Genomic DNA, 23,003 nt, shown 5'->3' with positions numbered 1-23,003 from the left:
GTTATATTAAGTCTATAAAATCCTCCAAATCACAATTATAAAAACCACTCTCTTTTAGTTCATTATCGTTCAAACCATTTCTCATATCCCAAATTTTTGCAGAGATATTTAACTCTCTTAATTCTTTAGCTTTTTTAGTTGCAATAGTTATTGCATTTTCACTTAAATCAGGAACTATTAAAATATTTTCACCAGATAATACTTTCATCTTATCATTTGTCATACCATTGATACCTCCGTAAGACAACCAGTTAAAATTTGGAAAATGTATTGCACACACTAGTGCTGTTTTTTCACTTTCTACCAAGACAATTGGCAGCTCATTATTAAACAAAAGATGTTCTCCAAAAAGACAACCATAATAGCCATCTTTATTTTTATAGGGTACTTTAAATTTTGTTGTTCTTTTTCCGTTTTTTCTATAGTAACATATTTTTGACTTTTGTGCTTTCTGATCTTCATTAATATTCCAAAAAATAGTTCCGCCATCATTTGTGTTACCTATGTAATACAGTTTTTTAATATTATCTACTTTTGTATTGCCATATTTAGAACGTAAATGAATTAATAGGTTGTTTTCAGGTAGGCATGACAATGAGTCTATAACTACTTGAAAATCAATGTATTTTTTAATTGCAATACTGTTTGCAATACCTTTAGCAATACTTTTTATATTTTGTAATACAGTTTTGTCATACAATTGTAATACAGATTCAAACTTCTTATTGATTACATTCCAATAAAATTCATTGCCAAAATCATCTTTATAAATTGACGGAGGAAACTTTGTATTGCCGCAAGAATGACAGTAGCCATATATTTCTGGATACTCTTTATACGAAACAAATTTTAGATCTTTATTGCTTTTACCGCAGCAAGGTGTTACAATATCTCTATTACGTTTTGTATTAAATACTAAATGTTGTTCTATTTTGTGATACATAGATTTACTATTTTAAAAAGCAACTGGCAACTAGAAATCTCATTAAAATATATACTAAAAACCTCATTACTTGATTTTTAAATAATAAATATCATTAGTTTCAAGTTGCCTGTTGCCTTAGTTCTTATTCCATTTTTTAGATATTGTTCCTTTGTGTAATCCTGTAATTTCAACAACTGCTTTTTGTGTTGCATTGTTCTTTTTAGCGAGTGCAATAATAGCTTCCACAGGAACCTCTTTTTGTGTTGCTTTAAAGTTATCCTCAATAACAACTTGAAAATTTAAAAAATAGAAATCATTTAAAACAATTGCTAATTCTACAGCTTGTGTTGTAAGTTCTGATTTAAAAGTACTTTCGGAAGCATTCAATATTATAAACGCTAACAAACAGAATTTATGTATTGAAATTTGCATCTTAGATAGATACTCTTTTAATATTGGTTTTGCTACTTCCTGATTATCGATTAACTTTTGCACATAATTAAACAGCATTACTTCAGCATCATTTGTAAAATAAATTTGAAATTGCTTACGCATTTCATCAGGGTTTTCGCTTTGCTTTTTATACTCCAATAATTTTTTAATTGACTGGTTGTAGCTCTCAATGCAATTTGTCGGAATTCCCTCTGATCTTAATACCTTGTTTTTAGTTAATTTTACCGTGAATAAAATCCTATCTATAAAGCCACTTTCTAGATTCCCGTTTGCAAATAAATGTTTAACAAGTTGATGTTGTAGGCCACCGATAAGCGTAGGATAGCTTTCGAGAATTCTAAAACTAGTTGTTGTTTTTCTAGACACATCGACAACTCCATTTGTGTAACCTTCTAATAGAAAATTTCTCCATTCAACGCCATCTCTGCTATTAGAGCTTCCCATTTTTTCAACTAATCCAAAAATTTCATCCATACAAATACCGATAGAGTTTGGGTTTTCGAAATGAATTTGATGCGCCGCTTCTATTGAAGCATTTTGAATAAGCGTTTGTTTTCTTCTAACTACTTCATCTTCTTTGTTGCGGGTTCTATTTTCTGATAAATATGTTTCATACTCTTTATCATCCGCTTTTTTTATAGGATTGGTAGCTGTTTTAATTGCCTCGGTTTTTACATCTCCTCTGCTTCCTATAATTGCGAAATAGAGATTTGCATAATTTTTATAGCCTAAAGCATCTATAAAAAAGGTTCTTCCTGTAGCTGTAGAATAAGTAAATAAAATTGAACTCAACAGATATTCTTTTGGAATGCGCTTATATTTAAATCCATTTTCAATCAAGGAAGATAAACCTAGAGGTAATCTTGATATAATTACCTCTAGCTTATCTTTAAGGATGTCTTCTTTAGATTTTGTAAGCTCATTTAAAGTTTGTTCTATTTCAAGCCTTGTACTAACCATTATTTGGAACCTTTAAAATAATAATCCCTTCTAAGATTTCGCACATTAAGTGTTTTAAAAAAGCTGAAAAACTTTTATAGCTAAAATTATTAAAACCATCTTGTGGATTTATAAGATCCTCTAAATAAAGACACATTGCCAAGCCTAACTTATTTAATTCCCTTTTAGATTTTTTAAAAGAATTTAAATAGGCCTCTTTTGTATCGTTGTCAGATCTTGCATCGTCCATCAACTCTAAAATCTCATTATAAATCTCAATAGTTTCTGATTCACTTAACCACCGCCCATTATTATGAATGGTGGAAATTGTTTTAGAAAGACTGAACCAAGTCTTATCTTCAGAATCTAAATCTTGCTCAAGATCATTTATTATAGCAGATTTACTACTTAACTGATTACTTACAAATCCTTGAAGTGCTTTTCTGGTTATATCTGATATAGATTCACCATTCATTTCGCTTAACGTATCTAAATCTTTTTTTAAACTATCTGAAATTCTAATATTTAATATTTGACTTTTCATAATTAAGAAGATTTATTTATTTTAGTTAATGAACTTTCTACTTCATAGAGTTTAAATCTTTTCTTGTTTCCAATTCGATAGGCGGTTAAAATATTTCTTTTAGTCCAGTCGTCAACTGTGACTAAAGAAATAGAGAGGATTTCACCAACTTGATTTCTTGTAATCCATTCCGTTGGTTTTTGAGGTTGAAATTTTTCTGCAAAAGCATTGAATACGATTGCTACGGCTTTTGAAACACTTAAAGCCAGATCTTCTTCGCTAGTGTGATGTACTTGTGTAATTTTTTGATTTACCATGATTATATTGTTTTATAATTATGGGCAAAAATCACATTTAAAGAAAGTAATGTTATTCCTTAGAAATTCTTTGTTGTTCTGGCTTTGTTCTTTTTAATTCTGTAATGACTTTGTTATAAATTTTAGTGCATTATTCTGATAGTTTTTTCCATTTGATAGCTTTGTTGTAGTTTTAGAAAGACCATATTCTTTAATAAGCATTTCAATAAATTTAAATTTATTTTTACCCACTTGAAATATTTTTTGTGAAATTACAATTTCATCATATTCTAGTAACTTGGCGCTATCGTAAAAAGCATGGCTAGCGGGTTGAAAGACCCCATTTACAGGGTTGTTATTTTCATCAATTGCTCCTAATGTCTTAAGAAAGGCTTTGAAAATAAGTTCAGTTTTAAGGTTAATAAAGACTAGGGGGTAGTTCGACATTTTTTCAAACTTATCCTCAAAACCTGAATCAATAATTCTATTGTCTTTTTTTTTTGTTTTCTTTTGCGGATTAACGTCTGAAATAGCTAAGGACTCTATGTTTTCTGTGCAAAAGAATAGAAGTTTTCTAATAGTCCATAATTTAGCACAATAATCAAAAATTACGCTACCGTTTTCTGGAAAATACACACCAAGTAAGTAATTAAGTAAATCATTAGGGTTGTTTTCAATAGTGAAATCCTTAATTTTTATAAAAGCATCAGTGTCATTTGGGATTTTTATAAAATCAAGTTCTTCTTTATTTTTTATAAATTTTATTGAGTTTTGGTAAACCTTTTTTAAGTATTTATTTTTTTGTTTTATTGTTAAAAGTTTTTCCAAATCTATTTTATTACTTAGTAAAATATCGCCTTCATAATAACCGTTTAATAGTTCATTAAAAGACATTGTAAAATAATTTATGTATTCATCTACTATGTCGTAATTAATTTGGTAAGTTATTGCTTGATGCAAAATTATTATATTAAATGAAGCTACATTTTCAAGGTAAAAAGAGTTTTTATTTTTCGAATAATTTTTATTGCTAATGAAAAATAGTTTGTAATCAATTAGAAGTTGTTTTTTTTTAAAAATACTTAAATTTTCAAAAAGGTTAAAATCAATTATTCCAAAGTATTTTAGTTTACTGTAATTAAATTTTTTCACTTCCATCTGAAATAATTTTGTTTTTAAAAAAGGAGCTCTCAGAAATTTTTAACGCACGTTCATCGTCTGTTATTTTAATATAATTTAGAAAAACTTTTTCAGAAGTATGACCGCTAATTGCCATAATGTCTAGAATTGGCATTTCTGCAAAATAAGCATTCGTACAAAATGATCTTCTTGAACTATGATTTGAGATCATTTCATATTTTTTCTTTGTTACATTTATTTCTTTTCCTCCTTTAATTTTTTTAAAGATAATCTCTCCGTTTAATTCTGCTTTAGCACCAATCTTTTTTAAAGCGACATTTATATGTTGTTCGGGCATTCTTTTAGGAGGATTTCCATCATTCTTTTCTAATATTTTTTCTACTTCTGGATGTATTGGTATCGGAAGGTATTTTCCTGTTTTTTTTACAATTACTCTAAAAAAACGTTTACCATTACTTTCGTGAATGCTCTTTTTTGTTAATCCATTAAAATCTGAAACTCTTAAACCAGTATATGCTCCAATGATAAAAAGATTTCTTGCGTTGTCTAGTATTTTATTATCACTATAATCTATATCAATAATTTTCTTTAGCTCAATTTCATTTAAGTAGATTTGGGTAGATGTTGCACTTGGTTTTATAAAACGTTTACTTTGAAAACTTAAATTAGTGTTTAGGTTTTCTTCTGTTGCTGCGTTCATAAAAACTTTAAGCTGCTTTATGAATTTTCCAATAGTATTTAAAGAGAAATCTAGGTTTTCTAGATAGTCTATATATAAGCTATAGAAATCCATATTTATTGATTCAAAGCTTATTGTGTACTTGTATTCTTTTTCAAAATCTTTTAGAAGTTCTAAAGTTCTTTCATATTCCTTGATCGTTCTGTTAGAAAGTGTTCTTCCATTGCTGTCAATAATTCTATTTTTTGATTGCTCAATAAATTGTTTTGAAAAAGTGTAAAATGTTAGTTTTTCTTCTTTAAGATTTTTTCCAAAATAGATGTCGATATCTTTTTTGAGTTCTTTTTTTATTTCATCTGTGTCGTAAAAGTCATAATCCGATATTTTTATTAAAACAAATCTTTTAAAATCTGATAGCTTACTATTGATGTTGTCTTTAATTTCAGAAACATCAGTCATGTTTCTAACTTCTTGTTTCGCATCATTCCAATATGCAGGATTTATTTTAAATTTTGTAGCACCTATTATCCTGCTATTTGCAGATAGATTTATGCCATAATAAATAGTAACAAATTTTGTTGCTTTCTTATTTCGAAGAAGAAATTTAACCGAAGCCATTTTAAATAATTTTTAACCATTTCAAATATAGTTAAATATTTTTTTGTGTCGGTATTTGTGTCGGTATTTTACCATTTTCTCTTTGTTTTACCTTTTCTTACTTTTCTAAAAACCTGTTTAATCCCTTTATTTATTGGGAAAAATAGATAATTTAGAAAAGTACAAAAATGTTTAAATTAGTCCTTGTAGGCCAACAAAAGCAACTTTTAATCAATTGATTATCAGTTGCTTTTTTCATTTTTAACGTTTAATTTGTCTGTGTTATTTTATCTAATTAAGTTTTTTGAGTTATTGCATAATTTTTTTACCTCGCGGCTAAGTTGTGCTTTTTGAAGGTAATTTTACTTTTTAAGCTTCTTAAAGACATCTAATTAATCTCATATTCTAATTATCTTAGTTTTATTTATCCTTTAAGATGCTTCAGCTATTAAAAAATTACATTTCTAAAAGAACAGATTTATCACAAAAAGATATAGAGGTAATTTGTAATTATTTCGTTTCTCAAAAGACAAGCCGAAATCAAGTTTTAATAAATTACTATGATGTTTGCTATCAATATTTTTTTATTAATAAAGGATGTATTCGCTTGTACACAATTAACAAAGAGGGTATAGAAACTTCTCGGTATTTTGCTTTCGAAAGTATGTTTTGTACCGCGCTGCCTAGTTTTATAGATCAAAAACCTGCTTGCGAATATTTACAAACTATAGAAGCCTCAGAATTATTAGTAATATCAAGAGATGACTTTTATAAATTAGTGGATAGATACCCAGAATTTAATAACATTTACAGAGAAATTTTAGAATTAGGTTTTATAACTGCGCAAAAAAGAATTTATGGTTTTCAAGGGTTTGATGCTTTAGAAAAAGTACAGTGGCTTATTAAAAATCAACCAAACTTACTCTTAAGAGTTTCTAATAAAATGGCTGCCTCTTATTTGGGTATTTCGCCTTCTACTTTAAGTCGTGTAAAAAAGATGTTATAAAAAACGTTGACATAGATCAACATTTAGTTTCCTTTTCCTCATTAATTTTGTCCTCAATATAAACAGTCATATAAAATAGATGAAAAAAATAATAGTTACGATGCTGCTCGTATTTATTGCAAGTAAGGGGGTTTCTCAACAAAAAGAGTATCAATTATCAACACATATTTTAGATGTATCCGAAGGATTACCTGCTACAAATGTGAAAATTAAATTAGAAAAATTAGATTCTAAAAAGAATATTTGGCACTTTGTTTCAGAAAAAAGAACAAATAAAGACGGCAGAATAGGCGATTTTCTTTCATCAGAAAATAAAAATGATGGAATTTATCGTTTTACGTGTTATACTGAAGATTATTTTAAAAGTAAGAAGGTAGAAACTTTCTACCCTTTTATAGAAGTAGTTTTTAAATTAGAAGGTAAAAATCATTTTCATGTTCCCATTACGCTGTCTGCTTTTGGATATTCAACATATAGAGGAAGTTAAACATGAAACCAACACTATCTAATTCGCTATTGTATTTAATGAGTATTACTGCTGGCTTGGTTGTGGCAAATTTATATTACAGTCAGCCACTTTTACACCTTATTTCGGTAGAGTTTAACGTTTCTGAATCGGCTGTGAGTAATGTGGCCCTTTTTACACAATTGGGATATGCGTTCGGTTTATTATTTATTATCCCTTTGGGTGATAAAATCTCGAATCACACTATTTTACAATACGATTTTGGTTTAATGATCATCGCTTTACTAGCAACGGCATTCTCAAATTCCTTGCTATTACTAATTGTTAGTAGCTTTTTTGTTGGTTTTAGTTCTTCAATTCCGCAATTATTTGTGCCAATGGCTGCGCAATTAAGTAATTCCGAAAACAGAGGTAGGTCTATTGGTATCGTTATGAGTGGTTTGTTAATTGGTATTTTGGGAAGCAGAATTATAAGTGGTTTTGTTGGAGAAATTTACGGTTGGCGAACCATGTATTTTGCAGCAACCGCCTTAATGCTTCTTTTATTTGTAGTGTTAATGTTTAAATTACCCAAGCTAACACCAAATTATAAAGGAAGTTATAGCAGTTTAATGCGCTCTTTATGGTATTACTTTAAAAAAGAACCCTCATTGAGATTGGCAACGATAAAGAGTGCTTTAGCTTTTGCCGGTTTGTGTGCATTTTGGACTACTTTGGTTTTTTTAATGGAAGAAAATTTTAACTACGGAAGCAGTGTTACTGGCGCTTTTGGATTATTCGGAATTATTGGTGCTTTTGGTGCAACCGTTGTTGGCAAGCTAAATAATAAAGTGAATAAGAATAAAATTATTCTTATTTCTGCTTTTTTGTTATTAGTTTCTTGGGTTGTATTTCTTGTTTCAGCAAACTCTTTAGTAGGTATTGCCATTGGTGTAATTTTGGTCGATTTAGGCTTACAGGCATTGCACATCACCAATCAAAACATCATTTTTTCTAAAAACGAAGATGCTAGAAATAGAGTAAATACCATTTATATGGTTGGTTTTTTTATTGGTGGTGCTTTAGGAACAAGTTTAGGAGCAATTATGTGGCAACATTTTAAGTGGACTGGTGTTGCTTCTTTAGGGATTTTCTTTTCAATTCTAATTATTGGCATTCAACTTATCTACAATAAAAAGAATTATTCTTAACAAATACGTAAGAAATATGCAAGTTTATATTTCAAAATAAAAATCATCCATAAAAATTAGCAGACAAATGAAAACATCTAATTATTTTTAACGTTACTATTTTCGCTGATGATTGCAGTTACTTTATCTGCACAGGATGTAACTAAATCGTAAAGCTTAAATCAGAAAGGAGCTTTAAGTTTAGCAAATAAAGCAGCTTTAGAAGCTCAAAAAACAGAAAAAAACGTGTCGGTTGCTGTGCTAAATTCTTCTGGAATAATACTTTTATTAATAAAGGTTGATCACCTAGGACCGCACAATACAGGGGCTTATCGTAGAAAAGTAGATACCTCTTTATTTACTAAAACTGCTAGTTTTGAATTGATGCAGAAAACTTAAAGACACTTCCTGAACTTTTATTATTAAGTGTTAGTATTCCTATTTATAAAGACGGGCAACTTTTAGGTAGTATTGGTGTTTCTGTAGGTGGCGGAATTGAAAATGACCATAATATAGCACTAAAAGCCGTATTAGGTTTAGGATATTCTTCAATAAAATAAAAGTTATACTTTATTAAAACAAAGATTAAAATAAAACATTACATTCTTACATTTTAAAACAAAACTTAAATGAACTCTAAACTATTTATATTTCTTCGTGTATTTTTTGGCATTTTTCTACTCTTTTTTGGACTAGATCATTTCTTTAATTATATTCCGTTTCCTGAGATGGCTCAAGAAGCAAACGTATATTTTCAAAATCTTTTATCTACATACGCAATGCAATTAGTTGGTGTTGTAGAGATCACCGCAGGTTTAGCGTTTATTTTTAACAAATTTGGTGCAATAATGGCATTAATTTTAATGAGTGTTTCTATAAATGCGGTATTATTTCATTTGTTTCTTGATCCAGCAAAAATTTATGGAGCTTTAATATTATTGATTTTAAATATCGTCTTTTTGCATCATTATAGAAAAAATTATAGCGCATTACTTACAGCAACCTAAAATATTTTTTTAGTTTTTCTAGCCAAATGAAGTTTGAAAAACTAGGCAACAACTTTAATGGCTTGTCTTACTGTTTAAGGAAGTTAATGTAAATTACACTTAGGCAAAAGTGTTATATATTTCTTAATGTATTTTTATTTTTAAATTTATTAATCCGTAATTATTATATTTGATAGTTAACGCTTTATCAGAGAAATTATGATTCAAAAAATATTCCTTACCCCTTTTCAAAAATTTATCAAAATTGAAGGATTTAGTGGGATTTTATTATTATTAAGCACAATAACGGCATTAGTGTGGGCAAATTCTAGTTTTGCAGATAGTTATACTTCTCTTTGGGATTATAAAATTGGAATTTCTAGTGAAAATTTTGAACTTAAAAAACCTTTAATACTTTGGATTAACGATGGTTTAATGGCTATTTTTTTCTTTTTAATCGGTTTAGAGATAAAAAGAGAAGTATTAATTGGCGAACTAAATTCAATTAAAAAAATTGCGTTTCCTTTATTTGGTGCACTTGGTGGGGTAATTGTTCCTGTAGCCATGTTTATGTTTTTAAATCAAAACCCGGATACATTTAAAGGTTGGGGAATTCCTATGGCAACAGATATTGCTTTTTCTTTAGCGGTTTTAAATGCGTTGGGAAAACGAGTTCCTCTAAGTCTTAAAATTTTTTTAATCGCTTTTGCAATTGTAGATGATATAGAAGCCGTTTTAGTAATTGCTGTTTTTTATAGTGGTACAATTAAAACAACCCTACTGTTCATTGGTTTAGGTTTATTAGCTGTTTTATATTTTTTATCATTTAAAGGCTATTACTCAAAATTTATCTTATTTTTTGTAGGAATTATCGTTTGGCTTCTTTTCTTAAAATCTGGAGTTCATCCAACAGTTGCTGGTATTTTATTAGCATTTTCTGTTCCTATTAGACAGAGAATTGAAACATCTACATTTTTAGATCAACTAGAAGGTATTTTTACAGATATAAAAAATTCACGTGTTCTACAAAAACCAATTTTATCTAATGAGCAAATAGAACACTTAGACAATTTAGAAGATTGGAGTAATAAAGTGCAATCTCCATTGCAACATTTAGAACACAGCTTACACGGTTGGGTTGCATATTTTATTATTCCTCTTTTTGCTTTGGCTAACGCGGGTGTTTTAATAGATAGCTCTGTTGCTATAGAAGTTCCTCTTGTTATAAATATTATACTTTGTTTAGTTTTAGGAAAAGGTTTAGGAATTCCTTCTGTAATTTTTTTAGCAAAAAAAATGAACTTAGTTCAAATTCCTGCAGATGTAAATTTTAAACAAATTATTGGTGTTTCATTTATTGCAGGTATTGGTTTTACAATGGCTATTTTTATTGCAAGTTTGGCTTTTGCATCAACACCAGAATATATAAGCTCTGCAAAAATAGGAATTCTTTTAGGTTCGCTAATTTCTGCAGTTCTTGGATACATTCTTTTAAGAATAAGTTCTAAAAAGGATATAGAATAAGACTATTAAAAAATGTTACAAAATTTATTGTTGTTTTCAGGATTTGCAGGAATTACCGTTTTTATAGGCGGACTTTTAGCTAATTTTTTTAATCATCATATTAAAGAAACTCCTGTTAAATATTCAATAATCCATACAATTATGTCTTTTGGAGCAGGAATTATATTGTCTGCAGTTTCTTTGGTTTTAATCCCAAAGGGATTGGAAGAGTTAGAAGTTTTGCCAATGACAATTTCATTTACGCTGGGTGTTGTTATCTTTTTATTTATTGATAGGTATTTGGCTAAAAAAGGAGGTAAAAACGCTACTTTATTAGCGATGTTAATGGATTTTATTCCAGAATCTATTGCATTGGGAGCTACTTTTGCAATAGAACCAAATATGGCTATTTTGCTAGCCATTTTTATAGGATTTCAAAATTTACCAGAAGCTTTTAATTCTTACAGAGATATAGTGGCCAGCGGTTTTACAGCACAAAAAACCCTAATTATCTTCTTCTTTTTAAGTTTTTTTGGAATTGGAGGTGCTTTAATTGGGCATTATTTTTTAACGGATTCTCCTATTTTAACAGCACATTTAATGACATTTGCTAGCGGAGGTATTTTATATTTATTGATAAATGATATTATCCCTGAAAGCAAATTAAAGAATAATTATTTAACTTCATTAGGAGCCACTTTTGGCTTTTTAATAGGTGTTATATGTGAAAAATTAATAGGATAAACAAAAATAATTTTTACATTTTTTTGAAGTGTATAAACCATAAATGCGAATTTTGATACTGTTGCTATTCATTTAGCATTTCTTACTAGCACTATAATTATCTATAAATCTGCGAATTACATTCATTGTTATTTTAAGAAATATGTGGAAAAAAAAGTCCTAACAATTTAAATTGTTAGGACTTTTTTATTATTATGAAATTTATTATTTCATTAAAAAATCTTTTAAATCTTGATAATTAGAGGCTTTAAAAGCAACTTTCTTATTATTGATTATTTTTTTTATTTGTTCAGGAATTTCAACTTTTACAGGTAAAACGTCTTCAACAACATCTAAAAACTTTACAGGATGTGCTGTTTCTAGAAAAATACCAAATTCGTTTTCTTTTAATCCGTATTTTTTTAAGCCCAAATACCCAACTGCACCATGCGGTTCTGCAACATAGCCAGTATTTCTATAAATGTCTTTCATTGTTGCACGCGTTTCATCATCGGTAAAACTATATGAAGAAAAAGCATCTTTAAGCGTTTCTAAATCATTATTAAACAGTTCTTGTATTCTGATAAAATTACTTGGGTTTCCAACATCCATCGCGTTAGAAATCGTTGCTTTTGATGGTTTTGGTTTGTAAATACCTTCTACTAAATAAGTAGGAACTGTATCGTTTATATTTGTAGAAGCGATAAAATGCTTAATTGGTAAACCTAGTTTTTGTGCCATAATTCCGGCACAAATATTTCCAAAATTCCCGCTAGGAACAGAGAAAACCAACTCTTTATTTTTTGATTGTAATTCTTTATAAGCAAAGAAAAAATAGAACATTTGTGGCAACCAACGCGCAACATTTATAGAGTTTGCAGAGGTTAACGTTTTGGTAATTTCTTCATCTAAAAAAGCGGTTTTCACCATTTCTTGGCAATCATCAAAAACACCATCAACTTCTAAAGCGGTAATATTTTGCCCTAAAGTTGTTAATTGCTTTTCTTGAATATCACTTACTTTTCCTGAAGGATATAAAATAACCACATTAACGCCTTTCGCACCTAAAAAGCCATTAGCAACTGCGCCGCCAGTATCGCCAGAAGTGGCAACTAGAACAGTAATTTCATCCGTATTTCCTTGGTTAAAATACTCTAAACATTGCGACATAAATTTGGCGCCAACATCTTTAAAAGCCATGGTTGGTCCGTGAAATAATTCTAAAGAAGCAATATTATCATCAATCTTTACCAAAGGAAAATCAAAAGAAACCGTTTCCTTAATAATTTTTTTTAGTTTTTCAGCGGGTATTTCATCACCAACAAACTGTTTAATAACTTCATAAGCAATTTCATGATTTGAATACTCAGAAATGTTCTCAATAAAATCTTTAGAAAGTGGCGTAATTGTATCAGGAAAATAAATCCCTCTGTCTTTTGCCAAACCTTGAACAACGGCGTTTTTAAAAGTTGATTTTGGCGATTTATGGTGTAAACTATAGTAGTTCATTTTTTAGAGTTTTTGGTTTTGAGTTCAGAGTTTTGAGTTACAGTAAAAACTAATAACTAAACACTAAAAACTAATAACTATTTTTAATTCTTATTCCTTCCGGATTTATTTTTGAAATAAACATTTCAAAATCAATTCCTGTATTTTGATAACTTTCTTTGATCGATTTATATACTTTTTCGGCAATTTCATCGCCTTTACAAAGTGCAAAAATTGTGGGTCCAGAACCACTAATTCCGGCTCCTAAAGCGCCTGCTTTAATTGCTGCATTTTTTACATCATCAAAAAACGGAATTAAAGGTTTACGTGCAGGTTCTACAATAATATCAACTAAAGAGTTGCTAATTAAATTGTAATTATCAGTATATAAACCGCTGATTAAACCACCCACATTTGCCCATTGTGTAACGGCGTCTTTTAACGGAATCTCAATTGGTAAAACATCTCTAGCATCTTTTGTTTTTATTTCTATTTGCGGATGAATGGCAACCACTCTTAATTCACCCGGAACGGGTAATTTTATAATTTCTAAAGGATCGTAGCTTCTAACCAACACAAAACCGCCATAAATTGCGGCAGAAACATTGTCTGCAATCGCAGAACCACAAGCAACTTCCTCCCCAAACATTGCGAATTTTGTAAGTTCTAAATCAGAATAAATGTTTCCTACTAATTGATTTGCGCCAAAAGCAGCACCCGCAGCACTTGCCGCAGAACTACCTAATCCGCTTCCTGGAGCAAAACCTTTATGAATGGTTAATGCAATTCCGAAATCAGCATTTGCATCCTTCAATATTTTTTTTACAACGGCACTTGCAGCGTTTTCATCAATATTATAGGTTAAATCTGCGCCCGTAATATTGGTTATTTTCACGCCTTTTTCTGCTGTTTTTGTAAACGTCATTTCATCGCCAACAGCATCTACAGCAAAACCGAGAGAATCAAATCCGCAGGAAACATTAGCTACAGTTGCCGGAGCGAAGATTTTTAAATAGTCCATTTTTTAATAGTTTGCAGTCTATAGTATTCATTTGTCAGCCAGTATATTAATGAAAGCTGTCAACTAAATACTTGACTTTTTTTTATTTTTAATAACAAATTTTAGCTAGTTTTTGACTGCTAACTGTGGACTGCCTACTGCCCATGAAACCTTATTGATTTGCAATTCTAATTACATCCGCAAAAATACCTGAAGCAGTAACATCTGCACCAGCACCAGCGCCTTTTATTAACATTGGATTTTCTGGATATCGATCTGTGAAAAATAAGACAATATTATCACTTCCTTCTAAATTATAAAAAGGATGATCTGAAGCGATGTGTTGCAAACCAACATTTGCTTTTCCGTTGCTAAATTCTGCAACGTATTTTAAACGACAATCTTTAACATCGGCTTCTTTATAAATGTCTTGAAAATGATTTTCATATTTAATTAATGAAGCATAAAAATCTTTATTAGTAGTTGTTTGTAAGCTTTCTTCTGGTAAAAAAGAGCTGTTAGCAATGTCTTCTAATTCTAATTGATACCCACTTTCTCTCGCTAAAATTAAAATTTTTCTAGCAACATCCACGCCGCTTAAATCAATTTTTGGATCGGGTTCTGTAAAACCTTCTTTTTGAGCTTGGCCAACAACATCATGAAACGTTGAATCTTCATTAAAATTATTAAAAACAAAGTTTAAGCTTCCTGATAAAACCGCCTGAATTTTATGAACTCTATCTCCCGAGTTTATTAAATTTTTAAGGGTGTCTATAATTGGTAAACCTGCACCAACATTGGTTTCAAATAAGAAAGAAGCATTGTATTTTCTAGAAATACGTTTTAAGTTTTTATAATTTTCAAAGCTAGATGCACAGGCAATTTTGTTACAAGTTACCACAGAAATACTTTGACGCAAATACTTTTCATATACTTCAGAAACTTGTTGGTTTGCAGTATTATCTATAAAAACACTGTTTATATGATTCGATTTTTTAACTTTTTCGTAAAAAGTATCCAAAGTTGTTGGCTCTCCGTTTTCTAAAAGTTCTTTCCAGTTTTTTAGGTTGATACCAGTAGTATCAAAAACCATTTTTCTTGAATTGGAGATTCCGATAACTCTAATTTTTAACTTTAAGTTTTCTTTTAAGAATTTTTTTTGCTGATGTAATTGTGCTAAAAAGCGTTCGCCAACATTACCAACACCCGTTACAAATAAGTTTAATTGCTTTGTTTTTTCTTCAAAAAACTGTTCGTGTAAAGTGTTTAAAGCCTTTTCTGCATCGTATTTATTGATAACAGCAGAGATGTTTTTTTCTGATGAACCTTGCGCAATCGCTCTCACATTTACATTATTTCTGCCCAAGGCGCTAAACATTTGTCCGCTTAAACCTTGGTGATTTTTCATGCTTTCGCCAACAACAGCAATAATTGCCAACTCATTTTCTACAATAATGGGTTTTATTTTTTTTCTGTCTATTTCGATGCTAAAAGTTTCGTCTAATAATAGCTTGGCTTTAGGTGCGTCATTTTCATAAACCCCTACACAAATTGAATGCTCTGACGAAGCCTGCGTAATAAAAACAACATTAATTTTTTGTTGAGAAAGTGTTTCAAACAAGCGTTTTGAGAAACCCGGAATTCCTATCATTCCGCCACCTTCTAAAGTTATTAAGCTTATGTTTTCTATGTGCGAAATTCCTTTAACATCAGTTCCTTTTTTTGGGTTTTTAGAAATTAATGTTCCTAGGTTTTCTGGATCAAAAGTGTTTTTAATTCTGATAGGAATCTCTTTTCTTAAGGCAGGCTGAATGGTTGGTGGATACAAAACTTTTGCACCAAAATGAGACAACTCCATAGCTTCTTCATAAGAAATTTCTGAAATAGGATACGCTTGTTTAACAACTCTAGGATTTGCAGTATACATTCCGCTAACATCCGTCCAAATCTGTAATTCATCTGCATTTAAATCAGCCGCATAAATGGATGCCGAATAATCAGAGCCTCCTCTACCTAGAGTAGTTGTTTCTCCTTCAAGATTGGCAGAAATAAATCCGCCTAAAACAACAACTTGATGTTTATTTTTATCAAAAAATGAATTAATATTTTTGTTTGTTAATTTGAAATTAACTTGGCCGCTTAAATAGTCATTATTGGTAATAATTAAGTCTCTACTTTCTCCATGAATTGCATCAAACAGTTCTTTTGCAGCATTGGCGATAATGAAAGAAGAAAAACGTTCGCCAAAACTAGAAACCTTTGCAAGAGTTTTATCAGACAATTCTTGCAGTAGAAAAACACCTTCATAAATAGATTGCAATCTATTGAACATAGCAGTAATTTCTTCAGAAACTGCTTTTTTGTTGGTAAAAATTAAATCTTCAATTATTTGAAAATGCAATGATTTAATAGCTTCTAAAATTTCTTTAGCAATCGTAATATCCATCAAAGCTTCGTTTGCACCTGCTAATAATTTATCGGTAGTTTTGCCGAATGCAGAAACAACGACTGCTACTTTAGTTTCTTTTGATGTTTTAGCAACGATGTCTAAAACCTTTGTTATATTTTCTGAATTTGCTACCGATGAGCCTCCAAACTTTAATACTTTCATCTTTTTATGATATTAGATTATGTAATATATTTTATGATGTTATTTCGTTTTTACGAAAAAATAGATGACCTAAATTATATGAATATAAATAACCCCTAAAGGGTTGTAGTTGTAGTTGTTGTGCGAATAAATAATGGCATTGAAATACTAACTACAGCTGTAGTTTTAGAAGAATTTGTATTTATTTTAGAATAATTCACCTCGCAAAAATAGCAGTATTATTTATTTTGATTCGTTTTAGTGAAGATTTTTTTAAAAATTAACTCAATTAATATCATTTTCATAAAAAAAGTAATCAAATAATTAAATATTCTTATTTTTATGCGAAGAATTTAATTTTTCTTTAATTATTACAGCAATTGGCTTGTTTTCTATTTTACTTTCTAGCCAAGACAAAATGTCTAAGTACAAAAAGGCTCTTTTTTCATACGGGTGATCTTCGTATTTTTTTAATTTTGTGTGAATTTTTTTAAACTCATTTTTTATTTCATGCGGAAAAACATCACTCAAATCCCTTATCGAGGTTAAGAACACCTTTTGAACCTCTTGAAGGTTTTCCATTTTTAGTAAAAATTTATAGGTGTCTAAAAATTGTCTTTCAAAATCGTAATCTAGACCGCATTCGTAGTGCGCAATTAAATTTAAAACTCTTGCAAAACACTGTAAATCTTCTGCGCCACTTATATTTTTAGATTTAATAATCTTTTGTAAATAAACGATGCAGAGTTCATTTTTACCCATTCCAAAATACAAACAAGCCATCTTGTAATAAAGCATTACCACGTAATGATTGTCTAATCTGTTTCTGTATTTTTCAATCTTATGGTTAATGATTTCTATTAAATATTCACCTTCAGAAAATGTGGCTTCTAAAAAATGTAAATGCAATTTGTTTGCATACAGATACTGAAAAATTAAAAGTTCTGTATTTGTATTTAGAGGAATTACATTTTGCTCAATTTCATTTTCAAAAGAAGTAAGTTCTTCCTTAAAAGTAGTTGCTTTTTTAACGAAAAAAGAGGCTTCTAGTAAGTAATTAATTCCCTTTAGATAAAAAACAGGATGCAAAACAATAAACTTTCTATCTTCTCTAAACAGATCTACCCATTTGCTAGCATATTTATAACTTTGGATAAAATCTTGGGTTAAAAAACTAAACCATAAATGAGACTTATAAAGCCATAATTTTTCTCTAAATCCGAAGTTTTCAAATTTATATTTAGGTAGCTTACTATAAAAATAGACGTTTACAAATTCTAATTCTTCATTATTTTTTACATAGCCATTTTGCAGCAAATGGCTGTATAATTGCAGGGATAAATTAGAAAGTTTACTTGCCATTACATTTTGCAAACTTAGTTCTTTTGCTTGTATAGAAAGTTGATCAGCTCTATTGCTTAAGCTTCTTGTAATGTATTGTGTTTCAATTACTTTTTCTAGCTCTACAATTTCATAAGCTATGTTTTTTTCTTCGTTTTCGAGTGCTAAATTTTTCGCTTTATCTAACAGTTTTAAACTTTGTTTGTACAATCCTTTTTGATATAAAACGGTAGCAAAGTCAAGCTGTTCCCTAATCTGAATTCTAATATTTTTATGTGCAGGATTTAATCGAAGACTTATTAATATTTGTTTATATAAATGTGCTTTTAAGTTAGAAAGTTGTTGTTTAGAAACAATGCCACTATTTATGATTACTTTTTCATCGTACACTTTTAACTTTTCTAAAAATTTAAAAAGTGAGAAGAATTTGGCGTCAATATTACCGCCTAATCGACCAACATACAAATTAAATTGCCTCTTTTCAGACTTTGTTAAAGACTTAATAAGAACAAAAAGAGCATCATTTTGTTGATTGGCTGATGTAACAATTTTACTCATAATGTACTGGTAATTAATTAATTGTATTTTTAAAAATGCTATTAGAAATCGTGCAAGATGCAATATAAAAGTATTTATTGAAAATGCAATAGATACTTTTGATTAAATATAAAGATAATCTTTACAAAATGATGCAAGATAATAAAGTTCAAATTTTTGATACAACTTTAAGAGATGGTGAACAAGTGCCTGGTTGTAAGTTAGATACTAAGCAAAAATTGGTTATAGCAGAAAGGTTAGATTTACTAGGAGTAAATGTTATCGAAGCAGGTTTTCCTGTTTCAAGTCCGGGAGATTTTAAATCGGTTTCTGAAATTGCCAAAATTATTAAAAATGCAACAGTTTGTGGTTTAACTAGAGCTGTAGAAAATGATATAAAAGTTGCTGCAGAAGCGCTGAAATTTGCAAAGTATCCAAGAATTCACACAGGTATTGGTACCAGTGATTCGCACATAAAATTCAAATTTAACTCAACCAGAGAAGCTGTTATAGAGCGTGCAGTAAAAGCAGTTTCCTATTCAAAAAGTTTTGTAGAAGATGTAGAATTTTATGCAGAGGATGCTGGTAGAACAGATAATGAGTTCTTAGCAAGAGTTTGTGAAGCAGTGATAAAAGCAGGTGCGACTGTTTTAAATATTCCTGATACTACTGGTTATTGTTTGCCAGAAGAATATGGCGCAAAAATGAAATATTTACGTGAAAACGTAAAAGGGATTGAAAAAGTAATTCTTTCTTGTCATTGTCATAATGATTTAGGAATGGCAACTGCAAACTCAATTGCTGGTGTTATAAATGGTGCTCGTCAAATTGAATGTACTATTAACGGAATTGGAGAACGTGCAGGAAATACCGCTTTAGAAGAAGTGGTAATGGTGCTTAAGCAACATCCATATTTAAACCTTGAAACAAGTATTAATACAAAGTTATTGTACGACACAAGTATTTTAGTGCGTGAAAGTATGGGAATGCCTGTACAACCAAACAAAGCAATTGTTGGTGCAAATGCATTTGCACATAGTTCTGGAATTCACCAAGACGGCGTTATTAAAAACAGAGAAACTTACGAAATTATGGATCCTGAAGATGTTGGGGTTACAGAAAGTGCAATTATTTTAACTGCAAGAAGCGGAAGAGCTGCGTTGGCTTATAGAGCAAAAAAAATAGGGTATGAGCTAACTAAAGTACAGTTAGATGTTGCTTATACTTCTTTTTTAGAGTTTGCTGATAAACAAAAAGAAATAAAAGATGATGATATTCACGCTATTATGAAAGTAGTGAATAAAATCTCTAAAATAGTAATGGCATAAAAATACGAAAGAAATTTTGTCTTCAGTAATAGTTATATTACTTTTGATTTAACTTCTATCTTTCAATGAGATAAGTTTTAATTATCAGATATAATGAAATTAACAATTGCCGTAATTCCAGGAGATGGTATTGGACCAGAAGTAACCGCACAAGCAAAAAAAGCTTTAAATGCAGTTGCAGAAGTTTATGACCATATTTTTTTATACAAAGAAGCTCAAATGGGCGCTTGTGCTATTGAAGCAACAGGAAACCCCTTACCAGATGCAACTATTAAAATTTGTAAAAAAGCAGATGCTATTTTATTTGGTGCAATTGGCGAACTTAAATACGATAATGATCCATCAGCAAAAGTAAGGCCAGAGCAGGGTTTGTTTCGATTGCGAAGAGAACTAGGTTTGTTTTGTAACATAAGACCAGTAAAGTCGTACGACAAGTTAATTAAAAATTCGCCTCTAAAAAAAGAAGTAATTTCAGGAACTGATATTGTTATTTTTAGAGAACTTACTGGCGGAATTTATTTTGGAAATAAAGAAATAAGTGAAGATGGTAAAACTGCTTCTGACGTTTGTTCATACACCTACGAAGAGATTTCAAGGGTTACACATTTAGCGTTTAAAGCAGCACAAGACAGAAGAAAAAAAGTAACTTTAATTGATAAAGCAAATGTTTTAGAAACTTCTCGTTTATGGAGAAAGACAGTTACCGAAATCGCTAAAGAATATTCAAATGTAGAACTAAATTTTATGTTTGTAGATAACGCCGCAATGCAATTAGTTTTAAATCCAACACAGTTTGACGTTATTCTTACAGAAAATTTATTTGGCGATATAATTTCTGCTGAAGCTAGCGTTTTTGCGGGTTCTATTGGTTTGTTAGCTTCATCTTCAATTGGAGATAAATGTGCGTTATTTGAACCAATACATGGTTCATACACGCAAGCAAAAGGTAAAGATATTGCAAATCCGTTAGGGTCAATTTTATCCGCAGCAATGCTTTTAGAGCATTTAGGTTTGCGTGAAGAAGCAGATGCAATAGTGCGAGCTGTAGAGAAATCTTTAGCTTTAGGTATTACAACGCAAGATATTAAAGGCAAAAATCAATATGCAGCATCTACGGCAAAAGTAGGAGATTTTATTGCTGATTACATTGCAAATCAAGAAGATAGTAATATGAATTTTCAAAATATTCATATGGGACAAAGTACCATTATATAAAAAAATTAGGATTTATAATTATAAATCCTCAACATTTAATTGATGAAAAAACAGTTAGTAAATATTATTTTTATTCTAGATGTCATCGTAATTAGTACGACATGATAAGGAAGTGATATTTATTTTTAATTTAAATAGAACCTTCCTGATAAACGGAAGGTTTTTTTTGATTTTATTTCAAAGATTGAGTGTCATAATTAAGTAGATTTAAATAGTTAATAAACAGTGGTTTAGATGTTTTTTTTAATGCCTGAATTTAAAGAGTCTCATTGAACTTTATTCAGTAAAAATAGCCAAATAGCCTAATTTAGACAACGAATTGAAGAATAGATACATGGAATTAAATAAACATAGCAAAAGATTAACACAAGATGAATCTCAGCCAGCATCGCAAGCAATGTTGTATGCCGTAGGTTTAACGGATGAAGATATGAGCAAAGCTCAAGTTGGTATTGCAAGTACAGGTTATGATGGTAACCCTTGTAATATGCACTTAAATAATTTGGCTGCAGAAGTAAAGATTGAAACAAAAATTGCAGGTTTAGTTGGTCTAGGATTCAATACAATAGGTGTTTCTGATGGAATTTCTATGGGAACTTCAGGGATGAATTATTCGCTAGTTTCTAGAGATATTATTGCAGATTCTATAGAGACAGTTATGAATGCACAAAGTTATGATGCATTGGTTTCTGTAGTTGGTTGTGATAAAAATATGCCAGGCGCAGTAATTGCAATGTTGCGTTTAAATCGTCCATCAATTATGATGTATGGTGGTTCAACAGCATCAGGAAATTACAAAGGGAAAAAATTAAATATTGTTTCTGCTTTTGAAGCTTTAGGTCAAAAAATGGCTGGAGAAATTGAAGAAGAAGAATATAGAGAAATCATAAAAAGAGCAATTCCAGGAGCGGGTGCTTGTGGCGGAATGTACACAGCAAATACAATGGCTTCTGCTATTGAATGTATGGGTTTTGCATTGCCTTACAACTCATCAATTCCTGCAGAAAACCCTAATAAATTATCCGAAGCAGAAAGAACCGCTTTGGCGATTAAAAACTTATTAGAATTAGATTTAAAACCTTTAGATATTATTTCTAAAAAATCGTTAGAAAACGCAATCGCAATTGTAAATGCATTGGGTGGATCTACAAATGCAGTATTGCACTTTTTAGCAATTGCGCATGCTGCGGATATCGAATTTACCCTAGAAGATTTTCAAAAAGTAAGTGATAGAACGCCGTTAATTGCAGATTTAAAACCATCAGGAAAATACTTAATGGAAGATGTTCATGGAGTTGGAGGTACGCCAGCAATTATGAAATATTTATTGCAAGAAGGTTATTTGCACGGTGATTGTATGACGGTTACGGGTAAAACATTAGCAGAAAATTTAGCAAATGTAAAAGCGATGGAATTTGATGAACAAGATGTTATTTATCCGAAGGATAAAGCATTAAAATCATCAGGAAACATTCAAATAATTTATGGAAACCTTGCAACCGAAGGAGCTGTCGCAAAAATTTCTGGAAACGAAGGTTTATTGTTTGAAGGAAAAGCAGTGGTTTATGACGGTGAACAAGCTGCAAATACAGGAATTGCAAATGGCGAAGTAGAAAGAGGCGATGTTGTTGTAATAAGATATGTTGGGCCAAAAGGTGGACCAGGAATGCCAGAAATGTTAAAACCAACCTCGTTAATTATGGGAGCAGGTTTAGGGAAGTCTGTCGCATTAATTACGGATGGTCGTTTTTCTGGAGGAACACATGGTTTTGTAGTGGGTCATATTACACCAGAAGCACAATCTGGAGGAACTATCGGGATTTTAAAAACGGGTGATATTATTAGAATTAGTGCAGAAGACAATTCTATTAATGTTTTAATTTCTGATGAAGAAATAGCAGAAAGAAAAGCAAAATGGATAGCACCAGCTTTAAAGCATACAAAAGGAATTTTATACAAATACGCAAAAATTGTAGCATCAGCATCTAAAGGATGTGTTACAGATTTATAAAATAAAAATTAAGAAACAAGAAATAAGAGCCAAGAAAAAAGAGAGTATAGAAAATGTTTATCCTTATTCTATAAATCTTTATTCTTTA

The 23,003-nt window shown here is 30.2% G+C and carries 19 protein-coding genes and 1 pseudogene; 10 read left to right on the top strand and 10 right to left on the bottom strand.

Translation table 11 applies throughout. From position 1 onward, the window contains the following. Position 1: 1 nt before the first annotated feature. The 6 genes from BTO16_RS10870 to BTO16_RS10845 form a co-directional block, all read right to left on the bottom strand. Positions 2-943, bottom strand: coding sequence for a DUF6371 domain-containing protein (locus BTO16_RS10870; RefSeq protein ID WP_105021711.1), 942 nt, complete (start codon positions 941-943; stop codon positions 2-4). 117 nt (positions 944-1,060) lie between these two features. Beyond that, positions 1,061-2,338 (bottom strand): DUF3987 domain-containing protein, encoded by a 1,278-nt coding sequence (locus BTO16_RS10865; RefSeq protein WP_105021710.1) that lies wholly within the window; start codon positions 2,336-2,338, stop codon positions 1,061-1,063. Further along, positions 2,331-2,861: a hypothetical protein gene (locus tag BTO16_RS10860; protein ID WP_105021709.1), complete on the bottom strand. Its 531-nt coding sequence runs from the start codon at positions 2,859-2,861 to the stop codon at positions 2,331-2,333. The genes BTO16_RS10865 and BTO16_RS10860 overlap by 8 nt, the downstream gene beginning before the upstream one ends. 2 nt (positions 2,862-2,863) lie before the next feature. After that, positions 2,864-3,157 carry a helix-turn-helix domain-containing protein gene (locus BTO16_RS10855; RefSeq protein WP_105021708.1) on the bottom strand — a complete coding sequence of 98 codons (294 nt, stop codon included), beginning with the start codon at positions 3,155-3,157 and terminating at the stop codon, positions 2,864-2,866. 93 nt (positions 3,158-3,250) lie between these two features. Then, positions 3,251-4,294, bottom strand: coding sequence for a hypothetical protein (locus BTO16_RS10850; protein WP_105021707.1), 1,044 nt, complete (start codon positions 4,292-4,294; stop codon positions 3,251-3,253). Continuing rightward, positions 4,275-5,573, bottom strand: coding sequence for a tyrosine-type recombinase/integrase (locus tag BTO16_RS10845; RefSeq protein ID WP_105021706.1), 1,299 nt, complete (start codon positions 5,571-5,573; stop codon positions 4,275-4,277). The genes BTO16_RS10850 and BTO16_RS10845 overlap by 20 nt, the downstream gene beginning before the upstream one ends. 415 nt (positions 5,574-5,988) lie before the next feature. Between BTO16_RS10845 and BTO16_RS10840 the strand changes: the two genes are divergently transcribed. The 7 genes and pseudogenes from BTO16_RS10840 (at position 5,989) to BTO16_RS10810 (ending at position 11,426) form a co-directional block, all read left to right on the top strand. Then, positions 5,989-6,558 (top strand): Crp/Fnr family transcriptional regulator, encoded by a 570-nt coding sequence (locus BTO16_RS10840; protein ID WP_105021705.1) that lies wholly within the window; start codon positions 5,989-5,991, stop codon positions 6,556-6,558. 79 nt (positions 6,559-6,637) lie between these two features. Then, positions 6,638-7,045, top strand: a complete 408-nt coding sequence (gene uraH, locus BTO16_RS10835) for a hydroxyisourate hydrolase (protein WP_105021704.1) — start codon at positions 6,638-6,640, stop codon at positions 7,043-7,045. A 2-nt stretch (positions 7,046-7,047) separates the two neighbouring features. Then, positions 7,048-8,214, top strand: coding sequence for an MFS transporter (locus BTO16_RS10830; RefSeq protein WP_105021703.1), 1,167 nt, complete (start codon positions 7,048-7,050; stop codon positions 8,212-8,214). Between the two features lie 153 nt (positions 8,215-8,367). Then, positions 8,368-8,753: pseudogene (locus BTO16_RS10825) on the top strand (heme-binding protein); the annotation flags it as partial. A gap of 69 nt (positions 8,754-8,822) precedes the next feature. After that, positions 8,823-9,200 (top strand): DoxX family membrane protein, encoded by a 378-nt coding sequence (locus tag BTO16_RS10820; protein WP_105021702.1) that lies wholly within the window; start codon positions 8,823-8,825, stop codon positions 9,198-9,200. A 198-nt stretch (positions 9,201-9,398) separates the two neighbouring features. Next, positions 9,399-10,703 carry a Na+/H+ antiporter NhaA gene (gene nhaA / locus BTO16_RS10815; protein ID WP_105021701.1) on the top strand — a complete coding sequence of 435 codons (1,305 nt, stop codon included), beginning with the start codon at positions 9,399-9,401 and terminating at the stop codon, positions 10,701-10,703. A gap of 12 nt (positions 10,704-10,715) precedes the next feature. Next, positions 10,716-11,426, top strand: coding sequence for a ZIP family metal transporter (locus BTO16_RS10810; RefSeq protein WP_105021700.1), 711 nt, complete (start codon positions 10,716-10,718; stop codon positions 11,424-11,426). Between the two features lie 204 nt (positions 11,427-11,630). Here the strand turns inward: BTO16_RS10810 and thrC are convergent, their stop codons facing one another. The 4 genes from thrC to BTO16_RS10790 all read right to left on the bottom strand — a co-directional run bounded on the left by thrC (position 11,631) and on the right by BTO16_RS10790 (position 18,382). After that, the gene (gene thrC, locus BTO16_RS10805) at positions 11,631-12,914 is read right to left on the bottom strand and encodes a threonine synthase (RefSeq protein WP_105021699.1); all 1,284 of its coding nucleotides are present in this window, start codon (positions 12,912-12,914) and stop codon (positions 11,631-11,633) included. A gap of 70 nt (positions 12,915-12,984) precedes the next feature. Then, on the bottom strand, positions 12,985-13,914 hold the full coding sequence (locus tag BTO16_RS10800) for a homoserine kinase (RefSeq protein ID WP_105021698.1): 930 nt from the start codon (positions 13,912-13,914) through the stop codon (positions 12,985-12,987). A 151-nt stretch (positions 13,915-14,065) separates the two neighbouring features. Continuing rightward, positions 14,066-16,504 (bottom strand): bifunctional aspartate kinase/homoserine dehydrogenase I, encoded by a 2,439-nt coding sequence (gene thrA / locus BTO16_RS10795; RefSeq protein ID WP_105021697.1) that lies wholly within the window; start codon positions 16,502-16,504, stop codon positions 14,066-14,068. Positions 16,505-16,807: 303 nt separating this feature from the next. Next, complete coding sequence (locus BTO16_RS10790; RefSeq protein ID WP_105021696.1) at positions 16,808-18,382, bottom strand: hypothetical protein; 1,575 nt, start codon at positions 18,380-18,382, stop codon at positions 16,808-16,810. A gap of 131 nt (positions 18,383-18,513) precedes the next feature. Here BTO16_RS10790 and BTO16_RS10785 point away from each other — a divergent pair, with 131 nt between their 5' ends. The 3 genes from BTO16_RS10785 (at position 18,514) to ilvD (ending at position 22,915) form a co-directional block, all read left to right on the top strand. After that, a complete protein-coding gene (locus BTO16_RS10785; RefSeq protein ID WP_105022889.1) occupies positions 18,514-19,689 on the top strand; it encodes a 2-isopropylmalate synthase in 1,176 nt (391 codons plus the stop codon). A 93-nt stretch (positions 19,690-19,782) separates the two neighbouring features. Beyond that, the gene (gene leuB / locus BTO16_RS10780) at positions 19,783-20,904 is read left to right on the top strand and encodes a 3-isopropylmalate dehydrogenase (protein ID WP_105021695.1); all 1,122 of its coding nucleotides are present in this window, start codon (positions 19,783-19,785) and stop codon (positions 20,902-20,904) included. Between the two features lie 334 nt (positions 20,905-21,238). Next, positions 21,239-22,915 carry a dihydroxy-acid dehydratase gene (gene ilvD / locus BTO16_RS10775; RefSeq protein WP_105021694.1) on the top strand — a complete coding sequence of 559 codons (1,677 nt, stop codon included), beginning with the start codon at positions 21,239-21,241 and terminating at the stop codon, positions 22,913-22,915. Positions 22,916-23,003 lie beyond the last annotated feature (88 nt).

Origin of the sequence: Polaribacter glomeratus (genome assembly GCF_002954665.1) — a bacterium.
GTDB classification, from domain to species: Bacteria; Bacteroidota; Bacteroidia; order Flavobacteriales; family Flavobacteriaceae; genus Polaribacter; species Polaribacter glomeratus.
This window is presented reverse-complemented; position numbering and strand designations above follow the sequence as displayed.